The following is a 19,613-nucleotide window of genomic DNA, read 5'->3' as shown; positions in this document are numbered from 1 at the left end:
GGGCGGTACGGGGAGGTCGGGGCACGGCGCAGGCCCCGGCCGCCCTTTCGGGTCGCCGGGGCCTGCGCACCCCCGTGACGACCGCCGCTACTCGCCGGCGATCGCGTTCAGTACGTTCATCCGCCCCGCCCGGAAGGCCGGGACCAGTGCGGCGAACAGGCCCACGAAGGCCGAGCCGGCGAAGACCCCGACGATCGTCGGCCAGGGGACCTCCAGCACCCGCATGCCCTCGAGGACGAGCAGCTTCTGGGCGGAGACCCCCCAGCCCATGCCCAGGCCCAGGCCGAGCAGGGCGCCGAAGAGGGCGATGACCACCGACTCCAGGCGGATCATGCGGCGCAGCTGGCGGCGGGAGAGGCCGATGGCGCGCATCAGGCCGATCTCGCGGGTCCGCTCGACCACCGAGAGGGCCAGGGTGTTCACGACCCCGAGGACCGCGACGATGATCGCGAGGGCCAGCAGCCCGTACACCATGTTCAGCAGCGTGCCGACCTGGTCCTTGAGGACCTGCTTGTAGTCGGTCTGGTTGAGCACCTTGTACTGCGGGTACGCGGCCATGGCGTCCTTGAGCGCCGTGTAGGCAGCGGCCTCCTGGCCGTCGACGGCCTTGGCGAGCAGCATGAACGGGCGGGGCATCGTCTCGGCCGGCAGGTACTGCTCGGCCGTGGCCGTCGCGACGTACATGGCGCCCTTGTCGAGGTTGCCGTCGTCGTCGGTGACGGCGGCGACCTTCAGCCTCGCGGTGGAGCCCCCGGTGAAGGCGACGGTCAGCTCGTCGCCGGCCTTGACGCCGTGCTTGTCCGCGTACAGGGAGCCGACCGACATCACGCCCGGCCCGTACGCGTCCGCGTGCCGCCCGGCCCTCATCTTCCGGCGGACGTCGTCCGCGTAGGACGGGTCGGTGACGCTGATGCTCTGCTCGGCGGTGGAGCCGTCGGGGGCGGTCACCTTGGCGCCGGCGATCCGGTAGGCGGTGACGTGGTCCAGGCCCGCGCTGCCGCGCATCGCCTTCTCCGCCTGCGGGACCAGGGGCTGGCCGTTCTGCGACTGGACGATGTAGTCGGCGCCGACCGACTTGTCGAGCTCCTCGGTGGCGGAGGCCACCATCGACGAGCCGACCACGGACAGGCAGGCGACCAGCGCCAGGCCGATCATCAGCGCGGCGGCGGTGGCGCCCGTACGGCGCGGGTTGCGCAGCGCGTTGCGCTCGGCCAGCCGGCCGACGGGCCCGAAGGGCTTCAGCACCGCCCCGGACAGCGCCCGCACCACGCCGCCCGCCAACAGCGGCCCGGTCACGATGAAGCCGATGAGGGTGAGGACGACGCCGCCCGCCAGCCACACGGAGCCGGCCTTGGCCTCGTCGGCGCCCGCCGCGAGGAGCAGGCCGCCGGCGCCGAGGCCGGTGAGGAGCAGGCCGAGCACGGCACGGACGGCGCCGGCCTTGCGGTCGCCGGGGGTGCCCGCCTCGCGCAGCGCGGCCATCGGGGAGACCTTCCCGGCGCGGCGGGCCGGGACGCAGGCGGAGACGACGGTGACGACGACACCGAGGACGAGGCCGGTGACCGGGGTCGTCCACAGCACGGTCAGGTCGTCCGTGGACAGCTTCATGCCCATCCCGCCCATGAGCTCCATCAGCCCGACGGCCAGGCCCACGCCCGCGCCGACACCGAGGAGGGAGCCGACGACGCCCAGCAGCAGGGCCTCGATCAGGACCGACCGGTTGACCTGGTCGCGGCCGGCGCCGATGGCCCGCATCAGGCCGATCTCGCGGGTCCGCTGGGCGACCAGCATCGAGAAGGTGTTGAAGATGAGGAAGACGCCGACGAGGAACGCGATGCCCGCGAAGCCCAGCATCACGTACTTCATGATGTCGAGGAAGGCACCCACGTCCTTGCGGCCGGCGTCGGCGGCCTCCTTGGCGGTCTGCAGCTTGTGGGTGCCCGCGCCGAGGGCGGCGGACAGGTTCGCCTTGAGCCGGTCGTCGCTGACGCCGTCCTCGGCGGTCACGTACACGTGGGTGAGCCGGCCGGCCCCGCCGAGGAGTTCGCGCTGCGCGGTCGCGGTGTCGAAGTAGACGACGGTGGCGCCGGGGTTGGTCGCCCTGAAGGTGGCGATGCCGCTGATCCGCGCCCGGAAGTCGCCGGTGACGGTGATGGTGCGCAGCTCGTCGCCGATCTTCAGCTTGTGCTTCCCGGCGGTGTCGGCGTCGACCATCACCTCGGTCGGGCCGCGCGGCGGGTGGCCGGAGGTCACCTCCATCGCCTTCAGCTCGTTGTCGTTCCAGTTCGCGGCGATCGTCGGGGCGCCGGAGGTGGGGCCGACGTTCTTGTTCCCGGCGTCGACCACGGTGACGGCCAAGGACACGACGGCGCCCTGCGCGGACCGGACGCCCTCGACGCGGGTGGCCTTCTCGACGGTGTCCGCGGGGATGGTCTGCGGGCGGCCGTTGGCCGGGATCGCCTCGTTGTCCTCGCCCCCGCCGTCCTTCTCGGGCTCGGGGGCGCCGATGGTGACGTCGGCGGCGGTGCTGGAGAACAGCTTGTCGAAGGTCGTGTTCATGGTGTCGGTGAACACGAGCGTCCCCGTCACGAACGCGACGGAGAGCAGCACGGCGATGGCCGACAGCGCCATCCTCCCCTTGTGCGCGAGGAGATTGCGCAGCGAGGTCTTCAGGACGGTCACGACGTCCGTCCCCGGGCGTCGAAGTCCTTCATCCGGTCCAGGACCTGGTCTGCGGTGGGCGCGTACATCTCGTCCACGATCCGGCCGTCGGCGAGGAAGACGACGCGATCCGCGTACGAGGCGGCCACCGGGTCGTGCGTGACCATGACGATCGTCTGGCCGAGCTCGTCCACCGAGCGGCGCAGGAAGCCCAGGATCTCGGCGCCGGCCCGGGAGTCCAGGTTTCCGGTGGGCTCGTCACCGAAGATGATCTGCGGGCGGGCCACGAGGGCGCGGGCGACCGCCACGCGCTGCTGCTGGCCGCCGGACAGCTGCGTCGGGCGGTGGTCCAGTCGGCCCGCGAGCCCCACCGTCTCCACCACGCGCTTCAGCCACTCCCGGTCGGGCTTGCGCCCGGCTATGTCCATGGGCAGCGTGATGTTCTCCAGCGCGTTCAGCGTCGGCAGCAGGTTGAACGCCTGGAAGATGAATCCGATCCGGTCCCGGCGCAGCTGCGTGAGCTTCTTGTCCTTCAGTCCCGTGATCTCGGTGTCGTCCAGGAAGATCTGCCCGCTCGTCACCGTGTCGAGACCGGCGAGGCAGTGCATCAGCGTGGACTTGCCGGAGCCCGAGGGGCCCATGATCGCGGTGAACTGCCCGCGCGCGATGTCCACGTCCACGGCGTCGAGGGCCACCACGCGCGTCTCGCCGGAGCCGTAGGCCTTGACGACCCGACGCGCCCGGGCCGCGACGGCTGCGTGCCCTCCGCTTTCCCCTTGCCTGGTCTCGGTGATGGCCGTTGTCACGGTTCGTCCCCTCGTTCGTGTCCGTGTGGATGTGGGTGTGGATGTGTCGGTGGGTATGGCTGCGGCCGTGCGGTGGCGCGAAGGCGCGGTGCGGGCCGCCGGATCGGAGTGTGTGCCGCGGAGGGCGGTCGGCGCCCTGGTGCGGCTCGCCGTATCCACCGGGGGGTTGGCCCCACCCCCGCCCGTAGGAACCAGTCAAGGACACCGGGTAACGGCTCTCCTCCTCCGCCGGGACGAACGGCCCCTGGCTCCTGCTGAGGAGCAACCCCTAGGGGGACTACACCCTTCGACGGACGCCGGCTGGGGGATACCGCCCGGCCGCAGCCCGGTGAGATGGTGTTTCCGGCAGATGCGTGCACGGTGAAGGGATCTCGGGTCGCGGCTTTCGGATGCGGACGGGGGTGCGGATGCGGCTGCCGCGCCCGGCCGCCTCGACAGGGTCTCCGAAGCCCTCGCCCGGCCTGAGCTCCTGCCGCAGGCCACTGCCGACCGGCTGCGCGGGGCCGTGGCCGCCGCCGTGGACCACGTCCTCCTCGGCGCGGCCGCCGCAGCCGGGTGGCCGCACTGGTGGTGCTGCTGTTCGTGGCGCCGCGGCGGTTCCCCGTCCTGCCGGAGCAGCGGGAGAGGCAGGGGCCGGCCGCCCGTCCCGCTTGTCATGGCCCCTGTCGGCGGAGTACACCTCAGGGTCGGAGATCCGCGTCATCGCCCGGGGGGAAGAGATGGCTTCCGCACTGCTCGCACTGGCCTTACTGGCCGCCGTCGCCGGACCGGTCGGCTGGCGGCTCCGCCGCCGCCCCGCCCTCGTCACCGGCCGCGACGGCCGGCTCTCCACCTCGACCGCCCTCGCGCTCGCCTGGACGGTCATCCTCGTCTGGCTGCTCCTGACGATCCTCGTCCACGGGCTCACCACAGGCGGCGGAACCCGATACTTCACCGGCGAGGACGGCCCGCTCTCCTCCCTCACCACCGTCTACCTGCCGCTGCTCGGCGGCCCGTACGTGGCCCTCATCGCCGCCAAGGCGGTCGTCGGGATCCGGCTGGAGAACGGCAGCCTCGCCAAACCGGCCGCCCAGCCGACGGACTCGGGGCGACGGCCCCTGCGGGAGCTGATCGCCAACGACAGCGGGCGCACCGACCTGGTCGACCTCCAGTACGTGGCGCTCAGCGTGGTCACCATGCTGTACGTGGTGCTGTTCTTCCTCTCGGACGTGGGCGGCGGGCTGCCGGACCTGCCCGGGCAGATCTGGGCGCTCACTGGGGCGCCGGCCGGCGCTTACCTGGTGAACAAGATGGCCACACGGCCCAACCCGGTGATCACCGGGGTGGCGGTGGAGGACGGGGCCGCGGTCGTGCGGGGCGGGGGCTTCACCGCCGATGCGCGGGTGGAGGTGAACGGGCAGCTCCTGCCGACCCGGTACGAGGCGGGGCCGGAGACCCTGACGGCGCCGCTGCCGCAGGGTGCGCCGAGCGCCTTCACGGTGGTTGTCGTGGCCCGGGGCCTGCGCAGCGACCCGTACGGCCACGCCCCGGCCGCGGCGGCCTGACGCGGCACGCGTTTCGGGATTCGCCTCAAGCGCCGGCGGGGCCGGGTGGCGCGCCCGGGCGGTGGCTTCGTGGCGCGGGCCGGCCGCCCTCGGACCCGACACCCCGTCAGGGGCGGCGGCAAGCCCGGCCCCGCCGGCGCTTGAGGCGGCCCCCGGAACGCGGGCCGCGGGCCGCGGGCAAGCCCCCGGTCAGCCCTCGGCCGCGGCACGGCCCGTCAGCGCCGCAAGGCTCGCGCGCACATGGCTCATGTGCGCGCGCATCTCCTCCTCCGCCTCCGCATGCTCCCGCAGCACCCGCTCCGTCTCCCGCCCGATCCGCTCCTCCTGCACCCGCGCCTGCGCAATCAGATCGGCGGCCTGCGCCTCCGCATCCTCCTGCCCGTGCCGCGCGGCCTCCTCCGCCTCCGCATATCCCCGGCGCGCCTCCGCGAGCCGCGCATCGGCCTGCCGCTCCATCTCCGCGAGCCGCTCCGCCAGGTCCGCCTCACGCCGGGCCAGTTCCCGCTGGGCGGCGTCCCACCGGTCGGCCTGGTCCTGTTCCCGCTCGGCGAGCAGTTCGTCGGCCCGCCGCCGGGTCTCGACGAACGCGGCCTGCGCCTGGGCCCGCCAGGCCGCGGCGTCCTCGCGCGCCTCCCCCAGGAGTTCCTCCGCTTCGCGTTCGGACGCCTGCAGCCCCTGCCGGGCCCGGATCTCGGTCTGCTCGCGGACGGCTTCGGCGTCCTGCCGGGCCAGTTCGGCCGCACGCTCGGCGTAGGCCTCGGCCGCGGCCATCGCGTCCGCGGCATCCCCCTGCGCCTCGCTGCGCAGTGCCTCCGCTTCCTCGATGACCAGCGCGTAGATCCGCCGGGCGCGTTCGGTCAGGTCCTCGTACCGGTGCGGGACGAGCGAGGCGACGGCTTCGCGGAGCCGCTCGGCCTCCTCTTCCATCTGCTTGGCCAGGACGGTCAGCCGCGCCACCCTTTCCCAGGCCTCGTCACGGCCCGCGAACAGCCGTGCGACGTACCGGTCGACCTGGTCGGTCCGGTAGCCGCGAACGCGTACGATCGCGAAACCCTGGCCGTGAGGGGACATGCGTGCAGCCATCCTGGGGCGCCTCTCTCGCGGGGATTCCTGTCAAGGATGCGTCATCTGCGGCCAGAAGCCGGAATGGCCGGGCCGGGACCCCGTTCCAGGGTCCCGGCCCGGCCACCGAACCGATCATCCGGTCAGAGCAGCCCGTCCCACATCTGCTCCAGCAGCACGGACCACCAGCTCTCGGGCGAGGTCAGTGCCGCGGTGTCGAGGCCCGCCAGGTTCGCCTGGAAATCGCTCGTCCAGCGGCCCGCCTGTTCGGGCGTCAGATGCTGTCGCAGCCGCCACATGTGACCCAGCATCGCCAGCGAGCGCGCGAACTGCGGCAGGCTCGAATTCACGAACTGCGGCGGCACCGGGGCCCCACCGGGACCGCCCTCCACCGGGACGGCCACGATGTGCGCGGTGCCGTACTGCACGCACAGCGCCTTGCCGAAGTCGCTGCCGATGACCAGGTACGAGCCCGCGTCCGACGCGGGCTGCACCTGCCGCTGCGCGGCGAGCTCGGCCAGCGTCGGCACCGGCTGGCCCGGCACCGCCTGCGCCCAGAAGAACGGCCCGAAGTCCACGGGCAGACCCGCCCAGACCAGGGTCTGCGCCACGATCTCCGGCACACCCTGGCGGGACACCGCCCGCTGGTCGAACCGGAACACGCCCTGCGGGCCGAACGCCCCGACCAGCTCGGAGCCGATCGCGTCCAGCGGGATCGCCGGCTGCAGCTGCACCTGCGGCAGGGGCGCGCGCACCGGCGCCGGGCGCGCCGGCCCGTCGGCCACCTGGTGCAACTCGCCCTGGTGGGTCAGCAGGTGCCGCATGCCCGCCTGGCGTCCGGCGTGGTCCGTGCCGTACGGGGCCACGCTCGTGATCCGGACCTGCGGCCAGGTCTCCCGGATCATCCGGGCGCAGTAGCCGCCGGGCAGCTCACACGACTCCAGCTCGGTGTGCAGTTCCAGCACCTGCTGCGGCGGCACGTTCATGGCGCGCAGCTCGTGCAGGATCTGCCATTCCGGGTGCGGGGTGCCGGGCGCCGAGCGGCGGATGATCTGCTGCTCGGAGCCGTCGGGGGCGCGGTAGCGCAGTACGGCCTGGTAGCCCGGGCCGACGGTGGGTACGCCGGAGGGGGCGGCGGCCGGGCCGGGGCCGGGAGGCGCGGGCGGGCCGCCGACCACGGCGGGGCCGGCCAGCATGGTCGCGGCGTGGTCCAACCCGCGGCCCAGCGAACCCGGAGCACCCGGCGGGCCGGGAGGAGCGGGCGGCTGACCCACACCGGCACCGTTCGACCCACCCGGAACACCCGGAGCACCAGGAGGACCAGGAGGACCAGGAGGCGCCGGAGGACCACCGGCCACCACGGCCGGACCCGCCAGCATCGTCGCGGCATGGTCCAGCCCGCGGCCCAGCGAACCCGGAGCACCCGGCGGGCCGGGAGGAGCGGGCGGCTGACCCACACCGGCACCGTTCGACCCACCCGGAACACCCGGAGCACCAGGAGGACCAGGAGGCGCCGGAGGACCACCGGCCACCACGGCCGGACCCGCCAGCATCGTCGCAGCATGGTCCAGCCCGCGGCCCAGCGAACCCGGAGCACCCGGCGGGCCGGGAGGAGCGGGCGGCCGACCCGGTGCGGAAGCAGCCGGAGCAGCGGGGGCACCGGGAGCGGCCGGCGGCGCGGGCGGCGGCGAGACGGGGGCCCGGTCCGTGGGCTCCTGGGCCAGCGCCTCGGCGGAGGCGGCCCCGGCCACGGGAGCGGGCCCGGGCGCACCAGGAGGCGCGACGGGAGGCGCGGGCGGCACCGGCGGCATCCCGGACGGAGCGACCGGGGCTCTGCCCGTGGGCTCCTGGGCCAGCGCCTCCGGGGTGCCGGGAGCGGGCACGGGCGGCGCCCCCGCCCCGAGGTCGACCGCGGGTGCGATGGCCGTCTTCGGCAGCTGGCTGCCCCCCGCCATCAGCGTGGTCTTCGCCTCCGCGGACGCACCCGCGGACTGTGCGAGCTCCTCCAGGTCCGACCCGGACAGCGGCGGCGCGAACACGGTCGCCGGCAGCGCCACCGACCCCTCGTCCGCACCCGGGTTCACGTCCGTACCCGCCCAGGGCGTCGCCCCGACGGGCACCCCTTCGCTGGCGGTCGGCTCGTACGGCACCTCACGGCGCAGCGGCACCGGCTCCGGAGCGGCCGGCGCACCCGGCAGCGACCCGGCGGACTCCTCCGCCGCACCGGCAGCCGGAACGGGCGCCGCCGGAGCCGCAGCCCCGCCCCCCGCACCCGCACCCGCACCCGCACCCGCAGACGCAGACGCAGACGCAGACGACGGTCCTCCCGGGATCCCCGCCCGGTCCGCGGCCTCCTGCAGCCACTCGGGCGGGCTCAGCATGAACGAGGTCTGCTCCGAGTCGATCCGCGGGGACGGCACCGACGCCTCCGCCGCCGGCGCGGCCACGGCCCCGTACTCCTCCTCGTACCGGCGGATGACCTCACCCACCGGCAGCCCCGGCCACAGCGTCACCTCACCGCTGTCCCGCGCGATGACCAGCCGCTGCCGGCCACCCCCGGACACCGGACCGCCCGGCCGGTCCTCCGCCCACACCACGAACCCCAGCCCGAACTCCCGTACCCGCACCTCGCGGTGCTGGTACGGGGGCACATCGCCGTTGATCCACTCCTCGGCACGCTCCTGCGCCTGCGCAAACGTCACCATCGCGCTGTCATCCCTCCACCGGCGCCGCACCCGGCGCCGGAACCGGCCCCTCCACGGGAACCGAGCGTGCGAATCCGCCGTCCACCATCAGACCGGCGACGGTCTCCAACTCCGGTGGATTTCCGGCCAGTCGTTCGAGAAAGGCATCGAAATCGGCACCGCACGGCAGCAAAAGCCGCTCTACGCGCTCCTGGACGGACCAGCCGTCCCGATCACGGCCGTCGTCGTACGGGGAGAACCACACCGAACCGAGGCCCTCGCCCTTCACCTTCACCGCGAGCAGCCCGCCCTGCGCGAACGCCACACACAGGTAGTCCTTCGTCAGGTGGTCCCGCAGACACTTGTTGACGTACACCAGGTCGTTGACCGCCGCCTCCTCACGCACCGTGAAGAACGGCTGGTCCACCAGCACGCCCAGATCCACGTCCAGGCCGACGCCCACCGGCGCGCTCCCGCCCGCCGCCTTCAGGAACGAGCGGTACGCCTCCGGCAGCCGGTACCCGAGATCCTCCTCGATCCCCTGCACCTGCTGCTCCGACACCGAAACCACCGACTTCGGCAGCCCCATGTGCACCGGCCGCAACTCCTGCAGCGGCCGCGTCCCCCGCTTCTCGTGGTCCACCGGCGCCGTCGCCAGCCCCGCGTGATGCCGCAGCAGCGCCTTCACCTCGACCGGAACCAGCTCCATCCGCCGCGTCCCCGCCACGTGGTGCCAGGTCCAGCCGTGCGGTGTCGCCACCGGCCCGACCGTGTCCCACAACGGGTGCCCCGCCGCACGCATGGCCGCGTTCGCGGACACGCAGTCCGTCAGCCGCAGCTCGTCCACACCGAAACCCTCCGGCGGCTCGGCGATCTCCACCGCCGCCCGCGCGTACGCGGAGAAGTCGGGATGTCCCTGCGCGTCCATCCGCACACCACGGGGGTGCCGAGCGGCCCGGACCGGGTCCGGGAAATGCACGACCTGCCCCGAATAAGCGGCGTTGGGTGGCGCGGCATGCTGGCCGAGCCGACCTGTCGTCATGGCAGTAGCCCCCTGCTGGATCTGGCTGGTTCACCACAGCCTATGTGCTCCGGCAAGAGGGACACCCGCCCCCGAGCCACGCACCCGCCCGACGGCCGGGAACATCCGAATTGATACGAATATTCGACCCCCGTTCCGCACCGCGGAGGACATTTGACAGGCTGTCCCCACGGCACGGGGGCGTGCGCGACAGCGGCCATCACCGCAGCCACGGGAGGGAAGACGCATGCAGAACACGGCAACACGCGGGGCAGCAGCCGACACCGGACCGGAAGCCGCCGGCTCCGCCTCGGACCCGCGCCTGCGCTGGAGCGCCGACGGCAACCGCACCGCCGTACCCGTACCCCGCTTCCGCCGCGACGGCATCCTCCCCACCGTCGCCGCCGCCCTCTCCGTACGCGGCGAGACCCTCACCGGCACCGCCGGCAAAGCCGACCGGCCACCCGCACTGCACCCGCTCGTCCAGGACTTCTTCGACACCCTCACCAGCAGCCAGCGCGAACGCTTCACCGGCCGCTGCCCCGAGGCGATACTCCTCTCCCGGCACCTGACCGCCGCCGAGAAGGCCCGCAGCAAACGCGCCTCCCGCAAACCCCTCACGGCCAACGAGGCACGCCGCTCCCTGAAGAACTCCAAGATCACCGCCCGCCGCATCCGCGAGGACGGCGACCCCCTCCACGGCAGCTACGCACCCCCCTGCCGCTCCTGCGAGGCCCTCCTCGCCCACTTCGGCGTACGACACGTCGACCTCACACCCGCCTCCGAGAGGGCCTGACCCCCGCCACCATGACCACCACCTCCTCCGCCTCCTACGACCGCTCCTCCGCCACCCGCTTCCCCGCCGCCGTCGACACCGCCCTGCGCGCCGCCGGCTGGGAGCCGGGCCGCTGGGACATCAAGCAGGCCGAGTACTGGGCCGACGCCCTCCGGGACCACACCACACCCGCCGGGCACCGCCACACCGTCTTCCCCGCCGCCGTCGAGGCCTGGGCCGAATTCGGCGGCCTCACCATCACCGCGGCCGGCCCGGGCCGCCAGATAGCACCCGTCCCCGTCCGCCTGGACCCGCTGACCGGCCTGCACCTCGCCCGCACCTTCGCCGACCTCGGCCGCGCCCTGTCCACGCAGCTCTGCCCCCTCGGCGTCGACTCCGACTGGGGGAACCTCCCGGCGGCAGCCGGGGGAGCCTCCCATCTCGCCATCGACCGCGAGGGCCGCGTCTACGCCATCGACCACACCGGCGACTGGTACCTCGGCCCCGGCATGGACGAAGCCCTCACCCTCCTCCTCACCGGCCTCCAGCCGACCCGCCTCACCGCCGCCCACTGACCCGCCCGCCCCGGCGCACCGGATGCGCCGGGACCGGCCGGCCCGGGAACCGCGGCCGAGGCCGCCACAGGACGCGGGCCGGGACCGCACCCGACAGCACCGACCGCTACCCCGGCCCGGCGACACCCGGCAGCACCGCCGACACGCGGAAACCCCCCGCATCCGTCGGACCGGACACGAACACCCCGCCCAACCCCTGCACCCGCTCCCGCATGCCGACCAGCCCGTTCCCCCCGCTGGGCAGCTCGGGCCGCGCCACATCCGCCGCACCCGGCCCGTTCTCCACCTGCATCGCCACCTCGCCGTCCCGGTGAGCCAGCCGCACGACGACCTTCGCGCCCGGCGCATGCTTGTGGCAGTTCGTGAGCGCCTCCTGCACCACCCGGTACGCCGTCTGCTCCACCTCCGCCGGATACGCGCCCCCCGCACCCCGGACGTCCAGGTCCACGGCCATCCCCGCCGCCCGGGACTGCCCGACCAGCGCCTCCAGCTCCCCCAGCGTCGGCCCGTCCTCCGGACCCGCCGCAACCGCGGCCCCCACCGCCACCGGCTCCGCCACGACAGCCACCGGGGCCGGCACCGCCGACCTCACCTGCACCGGCGCCCGCAGCACGCCCAGCATCTCCCGCAACTCCGTCAACGCCTGCCGGCCCATGTCCCCCACCAGCGCCGCGTTCCGCGCCGCCTTCACCGGATCCTTCGCCGCCACCGCCTGCAAAGCCGCCGCATGCACCACCATCAGCGACACCCGGTGCGCCACCACGTCGTGCATCTCCCGCGCGATCCGGGTCCGCTCCTCCCGCCGGGCCCACTCGGCCCGCTCCTCCGCCCGCTCCGCCAGCAGCAACAGCTCCCGCTCCAGCGAATCCGCCCGCTCCCGCAGGCTCTCCATCAGACGGCGCCGCGCCCCCATGTAGAGGCCGAGCAGGACCGGCACCACGTTCAGCGCCACCGCCAGGACCCCGGACAGCACGAGCACCACGCCGTGCGTGGCGCCGACACCCCCGCTGGTGCGCACGTACATGACGGCGAACGTCGCCACCAGGGCCAGCACGGTCAGCGTCGACGTGATCCGACGGGGCACCTCGCTGGCGGCGAGCGTGTACAGCCCGACCACGCTGAGGACGATGCCCATGGCCGCCGGTGCCACGGCGATCCCGACCAGCACCACGGCCACCGGCCAGCGCCACCGCAGCAGCACCACGGCCCCCACCAGCACCCCGAAGAGCACTCCCAGCGCCGTCGGAATCCCGGTCTCGTGCGCGAAGGCCACCCCCTCGGCCGCACACTCCGCGGCCGACACGGCCGCGATCCCCCCGTCGAGCACCGCGCCCTGCGGACGGTCCCACCACAGGGGCCCGTCCCGCCCGGCCCCACCCTGCGATTCCCCCGTCATGGTCATGCCGTCCAGCCTACGCAGCGGCCCCAACACACCCGCGACCGGAATTCCGGCACAGCCCGGGTCGCCGCACACAGGACCGAACCGTTCGCCGAGCGAGACCTGAATCTCTGCATTCCTCACGACAGCGGCTCCATGGCCGACACCCACGCCGCCCGCAAGCGCCGGGCCTTCGAGGCGGAGCGGAGCAAGAGCAAGCCGTACCGCAGGGACGAAAGGAGGCGACGCGCAAGAAGCACGGCCCGAAGCCGGACCGTTCCGCAAGAACACCGGCACCGACCACCACGGCTGTCCCGTGGTCCGGGTAACCGCCGCTCGCGACTTGTACCGTCGCATTGAAGGCACTTGGTGCGGCATAGTGGGCTCCGTCAGTTCAACCGAGCGAGCAAATGTCCGGTTTGACCGACTTTGCTATCCCCTGTGGTGTAATGGCAGCACTGAGGTTTTTGGTACCTTATGTCCGGGTTCGAATCCTGGCAGGGGAGCGCATGCAGGTTCGGGTCCTGACCGGAAGGTCAGGACCCGCCCTCGTTTACGCCCCCTGACCCCCCGGTATCCTTCGGAAGTCCACCACCCGAAGCCGAAGGGCACACCCGTGAGCGCCAACCGCCCGGCAGCCGTCGTCGTACTCGCAGCGGGTGAGGGCACCCGCATGAAGTCGGCCACTCCCAAGGTCCTGCACGAGATCTGCGGGCGGTCGCTCGTGGGACACGTCGTCGCCGCCTCGCGCGAGCTCGACCCCGAGCACCTCGTGGTCGTCGTCGGCCACGCCCGTGAGCAGGTCACCGCGCACCTCGCCGACATCGACGCCGACGTCCGCACGGCCGTGCAGTACGAGCAGAACGGCACCGGCCACGCCGTCCGCATGGCGTTGCAGGAGCTCGGCGGGTCCGTCGAGGGGACCGTGGTCGTGGTCTGCGGCGACACCCCGCTGCTGACCGGCGAGACCCTGTCCGCCCTGGTCGCGACGCACGGCGCCGACGGCAACGCCGTCACCGTCCTGACCGCCGAGGTCCCGGACTCGACCGGCTACGGCCGCATCGTCCGCGACGCGGAGACCGGCGCGGTCACCGCGATCGTCGAGCACAAGGACGCCACCGAGGAGCAGCGGGCGATCCGGGAGATCAACTCGGGTGTCTTCGCGTTCGACGGTGCGCTGCTGGCCGACGCCCTGGGCAAGGTGCGGACGGACAACAGCCAGGGCGAGGAGTACCTCACCGACGTGCTCGGCATCCTGCGGGAGGCCGGCCACCGCGTGGGTGCGTCCGTGGGCAGTGACCACCGGCAGATCCTGGGGATCAACAACCGGGTGCAGCTGGCCGAGGCGCGGGCGCTGCTGAACGCGCGGCTGCTGGAGCGGGCGATGCTGGCGGGCGTGACGGTCGTGGACCCGGCGAGCACGTTCGTGGACGTGACGGTGACCTTCGGGCAGGACGCGCTCGTACACCCGGGCACCCAGCTGCTCGGCACGACGCACGTCGCCGAGGGTGCCGAGGTCGGTCCGAACACGCGGCTGAAGGACACGCAGGTGGGTCCGGGGGCGCGGGTGGACAACACGGTGGCGGACTCGGCGGTGATCGGCGAGTCGGCGTCGGTGGGTCCGTACGCGTACCTGCGGCCGGGGACGAAGCTCGGCCTCAAGGCGAAGGCCGGTACGTACGTGGAGATGAAGAACGCGACGATCGGCGAGGGGACGAAGGTTCCGCACCTGTCGTACGTGGGTGACGCGACGATCGGCGAGTACTCCAACATCGGTGCGGCGAGCGTGTTCGTGAACTACGACGGCGAGCACAAGCACCACACCACGGTCGGCTCGCATTGCAAGACGGGCTCGGACAACATGTTTGTGGCGCCCGTCACGATCGGGGACGGCGCCTACACGGCGGCCGGGTCTGTGATCACCAAGGACGTGCCGCCCGGTGCGCTGGCGGTTGCGCGTGGTCAGCAGCGGAATATCGAGGGCTGGGTGGCCCGCAAGCGTCCGGGGAGTGCTGCTGCGTCTGCGGCGCAGTCGGCGGCCCGGGAGGGGTCCGAGGGCTGAGGAAGCCCTTCCGGGTGAACTGTCCGGAAACAGGTGCGCTGGAGACGGCGTACCGTGATAGGTGCACGCAATCGGCTGGCTCACCGTGTGCGGGACGGACGCACGCGGGGGCGAGCAGCTTTCAACACGTCTGAGGAGACTGTGCTGTGACCGGGATCAAGACGACCGGCGAGAAGAAGCTGATGCTCTTCTCCGGCCGCGCCCACCCCGAGCTGGCCGAGGAGGTTGCGCACCAGCTGGGCGTCCAGCTCGTGCCGACCAAGGCTTTCGACTTCGCCAACGGTGAGATCTACGTCCGCTTCCAGGAGTCGGCGCGTGGTGCGGACTGCTTCCTGATCCAGAGCCACACGGCTCCGATCAACAAGTGGATCATGGAGCAGCTGATCATGCTGGACGCGCTGAAGCGTGCGTCGGCCCGTTCGATCACTGTGATCATCCCGTCGTACGGGTATGCCCGCCAGGACAAGAAGCACAAGGGCCGTGAGCCGATCTCGGCGCGTCTGGTGGCGGATCTGCTGAAGACGGCGGGCGCGGACCGGATCCTGACGGTCGACCTGCACACGGACCAGATCCAGGGCTTCTTCGACGGCCCGGTGGACCACCTGTCGGCGCTTCCGGTCCTCGCGGACTACGTGGGCGCCAAGGTGGACCGCACCAAGCTGACGATCGTGTCCCCGGACGCCGGCCGTGTGCGCGTGGCCGACCGCTGGTGCGACCGTCTGGACGCGCCGCTGGCGATCGTGCACAAGCGCCGCGACAAGGACGTCGCCAACCAGGTGACCGTCCACGAGGTCGTCGGTGAGGTCCGGGGCCGCGTCTGCGTCCTGGTCGACGACATGATCGACACGGGTGGCACCATCTGCGCCGCCGCCGAGGCGCTCTTCGCGCACGGTGCGGAGGACGTCATCGTGACGGCCACGCACGGCATCCTGTCGGGCCCGGCGGCGGACCGCCTGAAGAACTCCAAGGTCAGCGAGTTCGTGTTCACGAACACGCTGCCGGATCCGTCCGACCTGGAGCTCGACAAGATCACGGTGCTGTCGATCGCCCCGACGATCGCGCGTGCCGTGCGCGAGGTGTTCGAGGACGGTTCGGTGACGAGCCTCTTCGAGGAGCAGCAGTAAGGACCGGACGGCGGGTCCCGCTCCGGGGCCTGCGGTAGATCCTTTTGGGCGCGGCCTCCCCGCCGGGTAGACTTGACGAGTTGCTCGGCGAGGGAGGCCGCGCCTTTTTTGTGAAGGTGCCGGGGCTCCGTTATCGACGCGCTCTTCGTAGCAGGCCGTTTCGTGGCCGGGTGACCGTTGTCCGTTTCCGTCACCCACGAGGAGTGATCATGTCCGAGGTCAAGCTCTCCGCTGAGATCCGTACCGTGTTCGGCAAGGGTGCTGCCCGCGCCACCCGCCGCAACAAGCAGATCCCCGCGGTCATCTACGGCCACGGCGAGGCCCCGAAGCACGTCTCCGTCGAGGGCCACGCCCTGACCATGGCGCTGAAGACCCCGAACGTCCTGATCTCCCTGGACATCGCGGGCGAGGGCACCGAGCTGGTCATCCCGAAGGCCGTCCAGAAGGACCCGATCAAGCGCACCGTCGACCACGTCGACTTCCTCGCCGTGAAGAAGGGCGAGAAGGTCACCGTCGAGGTTCCGGTCCAGACCGAGGGTGAGCTGGCCGCCGGCGGCAACCTGCTGGAGCACGTCCTCGCCACCGTGTCGGTCGAGGCCGAGGCCACCCACCTGCCCGAGTCCCTGACGGTCTCCGTCGAGGGCCTGGAGGCCGGTTCTTCCGTCCACGCCCAGGACATCGCGCTGCCGTCGGGCGTCACCCTGGTGACCGAGGCCGACGCGGTCGTCCTGCAGGTCGTCTCGGCCCAGGTCGAGGAGCCGGCTGCCGAGGCCGAGGGCGCCGAGGCCTGAGCCTCGCCCTTCCCTTTCGGCTGATGCTGAACGACCGCCGTTCTGTTCCACTGGGGCAGGACGGCGGTCGTGCACGTTAAGGAGCTTTGTGATGTCGGACGATGCGGCGCCCTGGCTGATCGTCGGCCTGGGGAATCCCGGGGCGGAGTACGCGGGCAACCGCCACAACATCGGGTTCATGGTGGTCGATCTGCTGGCCGACCGGATCCGGGGGAAGTTCAAGGCGCACAAGGCGCGGGCGCAGGTGGTGGAGGGGCGGATCGGGCCCCCGGGGCCGGCGAACCGGCGGGTGGTGCTGGCGAAGCCGATGTCCTTCATGAACCTGTCGGGTGGTCCGGTGACGGCGCTGCGGGACTTCTACAAGGTGCCGGTGGACCGGATCGTGGCCGTCCACGACGAGCTGGACATCGACTACCCGACGCTGCGCCTGAAGCTGGGCGGCGGCGACAACGGTCACAACGGCCTGAAGTCGATGACGAAGGCGATGGGGGCGGAGTACCACCGGGTGCGGTGCGGGATCGGGCGTCCGCCGGGCCGGATGCAGGTGGCGGACTTCGTCCTGAAGGATTTCTCGTCCGCGGAGCGCAAGGAGCTGGACTGGTTCGTGGACCGGGCGGCGGATGCCGTGGAGTGCCTGATCGCGGAAGGTCTGGAGCGGGCGCAGTCCGCGTACAACTCCTGACGGTTTTTCACGGTCCGCCGGTGACGGGGGCCGGTGGGACGGCCCCCGCTCACGGATCGTTACAGCGGACATAAGGGGTTCTCTGCGCCAACCCCGAGCGAATGCTGACGACCGCCTCTTGACCTGGGCATGCTGTGCTCCACATGCTGGGCCGCCACCTCCCACGGCACGTTTCCCTCATCTGCGCCAGAGGTATCCCATGCCCATATCCCCCAAGCGCCGGGCGGCGGCGGTTTCGGTTTCTGCTGCTGTCTCCCTGCTGCTCGCCGCGGGTGCGGCCCCGGCTTTCGCCGATGGTTCGTACACGGTCCCGATCCACCAGCAGCTTCCGCTCACGGCCACCTCGAAGGGTGTCTCGAACGAGAAGAGCTGCGCGGACATCCCGGCCTCCCAGGACGGCTGGCACTTCGTGCTGCCGGGCAATTCGACGACGTTCGTGAAGCTGAAGGTGACCTTCGAGCCGGGTGGCGAGAAGGTCGTGACGGTGTTCGGTCCGCCGACGCAGAAGCACGCGTACGTGGCGTCCGCACCGGGTGCGAAGCTGACGGCCGCTTCGGCGGAGGTCAGCGGCGGCGCGGTCGACTGGTTCAACCTCTCGCACACGTGCCCGGCTTCGACGAAGCCGTCGTCCTCGCCGTCGGGCAGCCCGTCGGGTTCGCCGTCGGGTTCGCCGTCAGGCACCCCGTCGTCGTCGCCGTCCGGTTCGTCGTCGCCGTCCGGTTCTCCGTCGGTCAGCCCGTCGTCGTCCGTGTCCGGTTCTCCGTCGGGTTCCCCGTCCGGGTCCCCGTCGCCGTCGGTGTCGTCGTCCTCGGCGGCGACCGGTGGCTCGACGGGCGGCGGTCTGGCGAGCACGGGCTCGGACGCGCCGGTCGGCCTGATGGCGGGCGTGGCCGCCGTGCTGGTCGGCGCCGGTGCCGTGCTGGTGATGCGCCGCCGCAAGGCAGGGGCCGAGGGCTGAGGCTCCGGTGAGCCGGGGGCCGCGTGCCCCCGGTGATGCGGCAGGGCCCCCGCACCGTGACGGTGCGGGGGCCCTGTCGTGCGTACGGGCTGCTGCGGGGGCGGGTCAGCCGGTGTTGCGCAGGCCGGCGGCGACGCCGTTGACGCTGAGGAGCAGGGCGCGGGAGAGGGTCGGGTCGGGGTCCTCGCCGCGGGCGGCGGCGGCGCGCTGGCGGGCCAGCAGGGAGACCTGGAGGTAGGAGATGGGGTCCAGGTAGGCGTCGCGGACGGCGAAGGTCTGCTGGAGGACGGGCTGCGAGTCCAGGAGGCGTTCACCGCCGGTGATGCGCAGGACCTCGCGGACGGTGAGCTCGTGTTCGGCGCGGATGCGGTCGAAGACGTGCTTGAGCTCGTCGGGGACGAGGGTGTCGACGTAGTGGCGGGCGATCCGCAGGTCCGTCTTGGCGAGGGTCATCTCGACGTTGGACAGGAAGTTGCGGAAGAAGTGCCAGCGTTCGCCCATTTCGGTGAGGACGTTTTCCTGACCGGCTTCGCGGAGCGCCTTGAGGCCGGAGCCGACGCCGTACCAGCCGGGGACGATCTGCCGGGACTGGGTCCAGCCGAACACCCAGGGGATGGCGCGGAGGCCGTCGAGGCCGGCACCGGAGTCGGGGCGGCGGGAGGGCCGGGAGCCCAGGTGGAGGTCGGCGAGCTGGTCGACGGGGGTGGAGGCGAAGAAGTAGGCGGGCAGGTCGGGGTCCTCGACGAGGGCCCGGTAGGCGGCGTGGGCGGCGTCGGAGGCGATGTCCATGGCCGCGTCCCAGCGGGCGAGGTCGTCGACGGACTGGCGGGGGGCGGTGTGCAGGGCGGAGGCCTGCAGGGTGGCGGCGACGGTGAGTTCGAGGTTCTCGCGGGCCAGGGACGGCACGAGGTACTTGTCGGAGATGACCTCGCCCTGCTCGGTGACCTTGATCTCGCCTTCGAGGGTGCCCCACGGCTGGGCGAGGATCGCGTCGTGGGAGGGGCCGCCGCCGCGGCCGACGGTGCCGCCGCGGCCGTGGAAGAGGCGCAGGCGGACGCCGTAGCGGTGGGCGACGTCGCGCAGGCGGCGCTGGGCGCGGTGGATCTCCCACTGGCTGGTGGTGATGCCGCCGAACTTGGAGGAGTCGGAGTAGCCGAGCATGACTTCCTGGACGTCGCCGCGGAGGGAGACCAGGCGCCGGTAGGAGGGGTCGGCGAGCATCTCGTCGAGGATGACGTCGGCTGCGCGCAGCTCGTCGGTGGTCTCCAGGAGCGGCACGATGCCGATCTTGGCCCAGCCGGCGTGGAGGTCGAGGAGGCCGGCCTCGCGGGCGAGGACGGCGGCGGCGAAGACGTCGTCGGCGCCCTGGCACATGGAGATGATGTAGGACTCGATGACCTCGGGGCCGAACTTCTCGAAGGCGTCCTTGACGGCGAGGAAGACGCCGAGGGTCTTCTGGCCGGCCGCGTCGAGCGGGGCGGGGGTGGGGG

The 19,613-nt window shown here is 72.5% G+C and carries 15 protein-coding genes and 1 tRNA gene; 8 read left to right on the top strand and 8 right to left on the bottom strand.

The window, feature by feature from the left end; genetic code table 11:
* Positions 1 to 87: 87 nt before the first annotated feature.
* Both HYE82_RS20150 and HYE82_RS20145 read right to left on the bottom strand, forming a co-directional pair.
* Entirely contained in the window at positions 88 to 2,682 is a 2,595-nt protein-coding gene (locus tag HYE82_RS20150; protein ID WP_179175508.1) for an ABC transporter permease, read from the bottom strand.
* Positions 2,679 to 3,467, bottom strand: coding sequence for an ABC transporter ATP-binding protein (locus HYE82_RS20145; RefSeq protein WP_179175507.1), 789 nt, complete (start codon positions 3,465 to 3,467; stop codon positions 2,679 to 2,681). The genes HYE82_RS20150 and HYE82_RS20145 overlap by 4 nt, the downstream gene beginning before the upstream one ends.
* A 719-nt stretch (positions 3,468 to 4,186) precedes the next feature.
* On the opposite strand from HYE82_RS20145, the gene HYE82_RS20140 reads away from it, so the two are divergent.
* Positions 4,187 to 5,011: a hypothetical protein gene (locus HYE82_RS20140; RefSeq protein ID WP_256987460.1), complete on the top strand. Its 825-nt coding sequence runs from the start codon at positions 4,187 to 4,189 to the stop codon at positions 5,009 to 5,011.
* Between the two features lie 189 nt (positions 5,012 to 5,200).
* Here HYE82_RS20140 and HYE82_RS20135 read toward each other — a convergent pair whose 3' ends face one another.
* The 3 genes from HYE82_RS20135 to HYE82_RS20125 all read right to left on the bottom strand — a co-directional run bounded on the left by HYE82_RS20135 (position 5,201) and on the right by HYE82_RS20125 (position 9,799).
* A complete protein-coding gene (locus HYE82_RS20135) occupies positions 5,201 to 6,082 on the bottom strand; it encodes a cellulose-binding protein (RefSeq protein ID WP_256987459.1) in 882 nt (293 codons plus the stop codon).
* Positions 6,083 to 6,216: 134 nt separating this feature from the next.
* Positions 6,217 to 8,778, bottom strand: a complete 2,562-nt coding sequence (locus HYE82_RS20130; RefSeq protein WP_179175505.1) for an SUKH-4 family immunity protein — start codon at positions 8,776 to 8,778, stop codon at positions 6,217 to 6,219.
* Between the two features lie 7 nt (positions 8,779 to 8,785).
* Positions 8,786 to 9,799 (bottom strand): SMI1/KNR4 family protein, encoded by a 1,014-nt coding sequence (locus tag HYE82_RS20125; RefSeq protein ID WP_179175504.1) that lies wholly within the window; start codon positions 9,797 to 9,799, stop codon positions 8,786 to 8,788.
* 226 nt (positions 9,800 to 10,025) lie between these two features.
* Between HYE82_RS20125 and HYE82_RS20120 the strand changes: the two genes are divergently transcribed.
* Complete coding sequence (locus tag HYE82_RS20120) at positions 10,026 to 10,574, top strand: YwqJ-related putative deaminase (RefSeq protein WP_179175503.1); 549 nt, start codon at positions 10,026 to 10,028, stop codon at positions 10,572 to 10,574.
* A gap of 11 nt (positions 10,575 to 10,585) precedes the next feature.
* Positions 10,586 to 11,128 carry an SUKH-3 domain-containing protein gene (locus HYE82_RS20115; protein ID WP_179175502.1) on the top strand — a complete coding sequence of 181 codons (543 nt, stop codon included), beginning with the start codon at positions 10,586 to 10,588 and terminating at the stop codon, positions 11,126 to 11,128.
* 106 nt (positions 11,129 to 11,234) lie between these two features.
* Here the strand turns inward: HYE82_RS20115 and HYE82_RS20110 are convergent, their stop codons facing one another.
* Positions 11,235 to 12,530 (bottom strand): sensor histidine kinase, encoded by a 1,296-nt coding sequence (locus tag HYE82_RS20110; RefSeq protein ID WP_179175501.1) that lies wholly within the window; start codon positions 12,528 to 12,530, stop codon positions 11,235 to 11,237.
* A 411-nt stretch (positions 12,531 to 12,941) separates the two neighbouring features.
* Here HYE82_RS20110 and HYE82_RS20105 point away from each other — a divergent pair.
* The 5 genes from HYE82_RS20105 (at position 12,942) to pth (ending at position 17,165) form a co-directional block, all read left to right on the top strand.
* Positions 12,942 to 13,012 (top strand) — tRNA-Gln (locus HYE82_RS20105).
* A gap of 110 nt (positions 13,013 to 13,122) precedes the next feature.
* Positions 13,123 to 14,568, top strand: coding sequence for a bifunctional UDP-N-acetylglucosamine diphosphorylase/glucosamine-1-phosphate N-acetyltransferase GlmU (glmU, locus tag HYE82_RS20100; protein ID WP_179175500.1), 1,446 nt, complete (start codon positions 13,123 to 13,125; stop codon positions 14,566 to 14,568).
* Between the two features lie 146 nt (positions 14,569 to 14,714).
* Positions 14,715 to 15,692: a ribose-phosphate diphosphokinase gene (locus tag HYE82_RS20095; protein WP_179175499.1), complete on the top strand. Its 978-nt coding sequence runs from the start codon at positions 14,715 to 14,717 to the stop codon at positions 15,690 to 15,692.
* Between the two features lie 209 nt (positions 15,693 to 15,901).
* Positions 15,902 to 16,483, top strand: coding sequence for a 50S ribosomal protein L25/general stress protein Ctc (locus HYE82_RS20090; protein ID WP_179175498.1), 582 nt, complete (start codon positions 15,902 to 15,904; stop codon positions 16,481 to 16,483).
* A 91-nt stretch (positions 16,484 to 16,574) separates the two neighbouring features.
* A complete protein-coding gene (pth, locus tag HYE82_RS20085) occupies positions 16,575 to 17,165 on the top strand; it encodes an aminoacyl-tRNA hydrolase (protein ID WP_179175497.1) in 591 nt (196 codons plus the stop codon).
* A gap of 177 nt (positions 17,166 to 17,342) precedes the next feature.
* On the opposite strand, the gene HYE82_RS20080 is transcribed toward pth, so the two are convergent.
* Together HYE82_RS20080 and HYE82_RS20075 are read right to left on the bottom strand one after the other, a co-directional pair.
* On the bottom strand, positions 17,343 to 18,017 hold the full coding sequence (locus HYE82_RS20080) for a hypothetical protein (RefSeq protein WP_179175496.1): 675 nt from the start codon (positions 18,015 to 18,017) through the stop codon (positions 17,343 to 17,345).
* Between the two features lie 211 nt (positions 18,018 to 18,228).
* Positions 18,229 to 19,613: phosphoenolpyruvate carboxylase (locus tag HYE82_RS20075; protein ID WP_179175495.1), on the bottom strand; the 1,385-nt coding region annotated here is incomplete at its 5' end.

Origin of the sequence: Streptomyces sp. BR123, assembly GCF_013401435.1 — a bacterium.
Classification (GTDB): Bacteria; Actinomycetota; Actinomycetes; order Streptomycetales; family Streptomycetaceae; genus Streptomyces.
Note: the sequence above shows the minus strand (reverse complement) of the source record. Positions and strands in the feature narration are given on the sequence as shown.

Bases quoted from the DNA above. Each gene is read 5' to 3' on its own strand.
- HYE82_RS20125 (WP_179175504.1), bottom strand. From the start codon at position 9,799: ATGACGACAGGTCGGCTCGGCCAGCATGCCGCGCCACCCAACGCCGCT.
- pth (WP_179175497.1), top strand. From the start codon at position 16,575: ATGTCGGACGATGCGGCGCCCTGGCTGATCGTCGGCCTGGGGAATCCC.
- HYE82_RS20110 (WP_179175501.1), bottom strand. From the start codon at position 12,530: ATGACCATGACGGGGGAATCGCAGGGTGGGGCCGGGCGGGACGGGCCC.
- HYE82_RS20120 (WP_179175503.1), top strand. From the start codon at position 10,026: ATGCAGAACACGGCAACACGCGGGGCAGCAGCCGACACCGGACCGGAA.
- HYE82_RS20115 (WP_179175502.1), top strand. From the start codon at position 10,586: ATGACCACCACCTCCTCCGCCTCCTACGACCGCTCCTCCGCCACCCGC.
- HYE82_RS20135 (WP_256987459.1), bottom strand. From the start codon at position 6,082: ATGTCCCCTCACGGCCAGGGTTTCGCGATCGTACGCGTTCGCGGCTAC.
- HYE82_RS20130 (WP_179175505.1), bottom strand. From the start codon at position 8,778: ATGGTGACGTTTGCGCAGGCGCAGGAGCGTGCCGAGGAGTGGATCAAC.
- HYE82_RS20140 (WP_256987460.1), top strand. From the start codon at position 4,187: ATGGCTTCCGCACTGCTCGCACTGGCCTTACTGGCCGCCGTCGCCGGA.
- HYE82_RS20090 (WP_179175498.1), top strand. From the start codon at position 15,902: ATGTCCGAGGTCAAGCTCTCCGCTGAGATCCGTACCGTGTTCGGCAAG.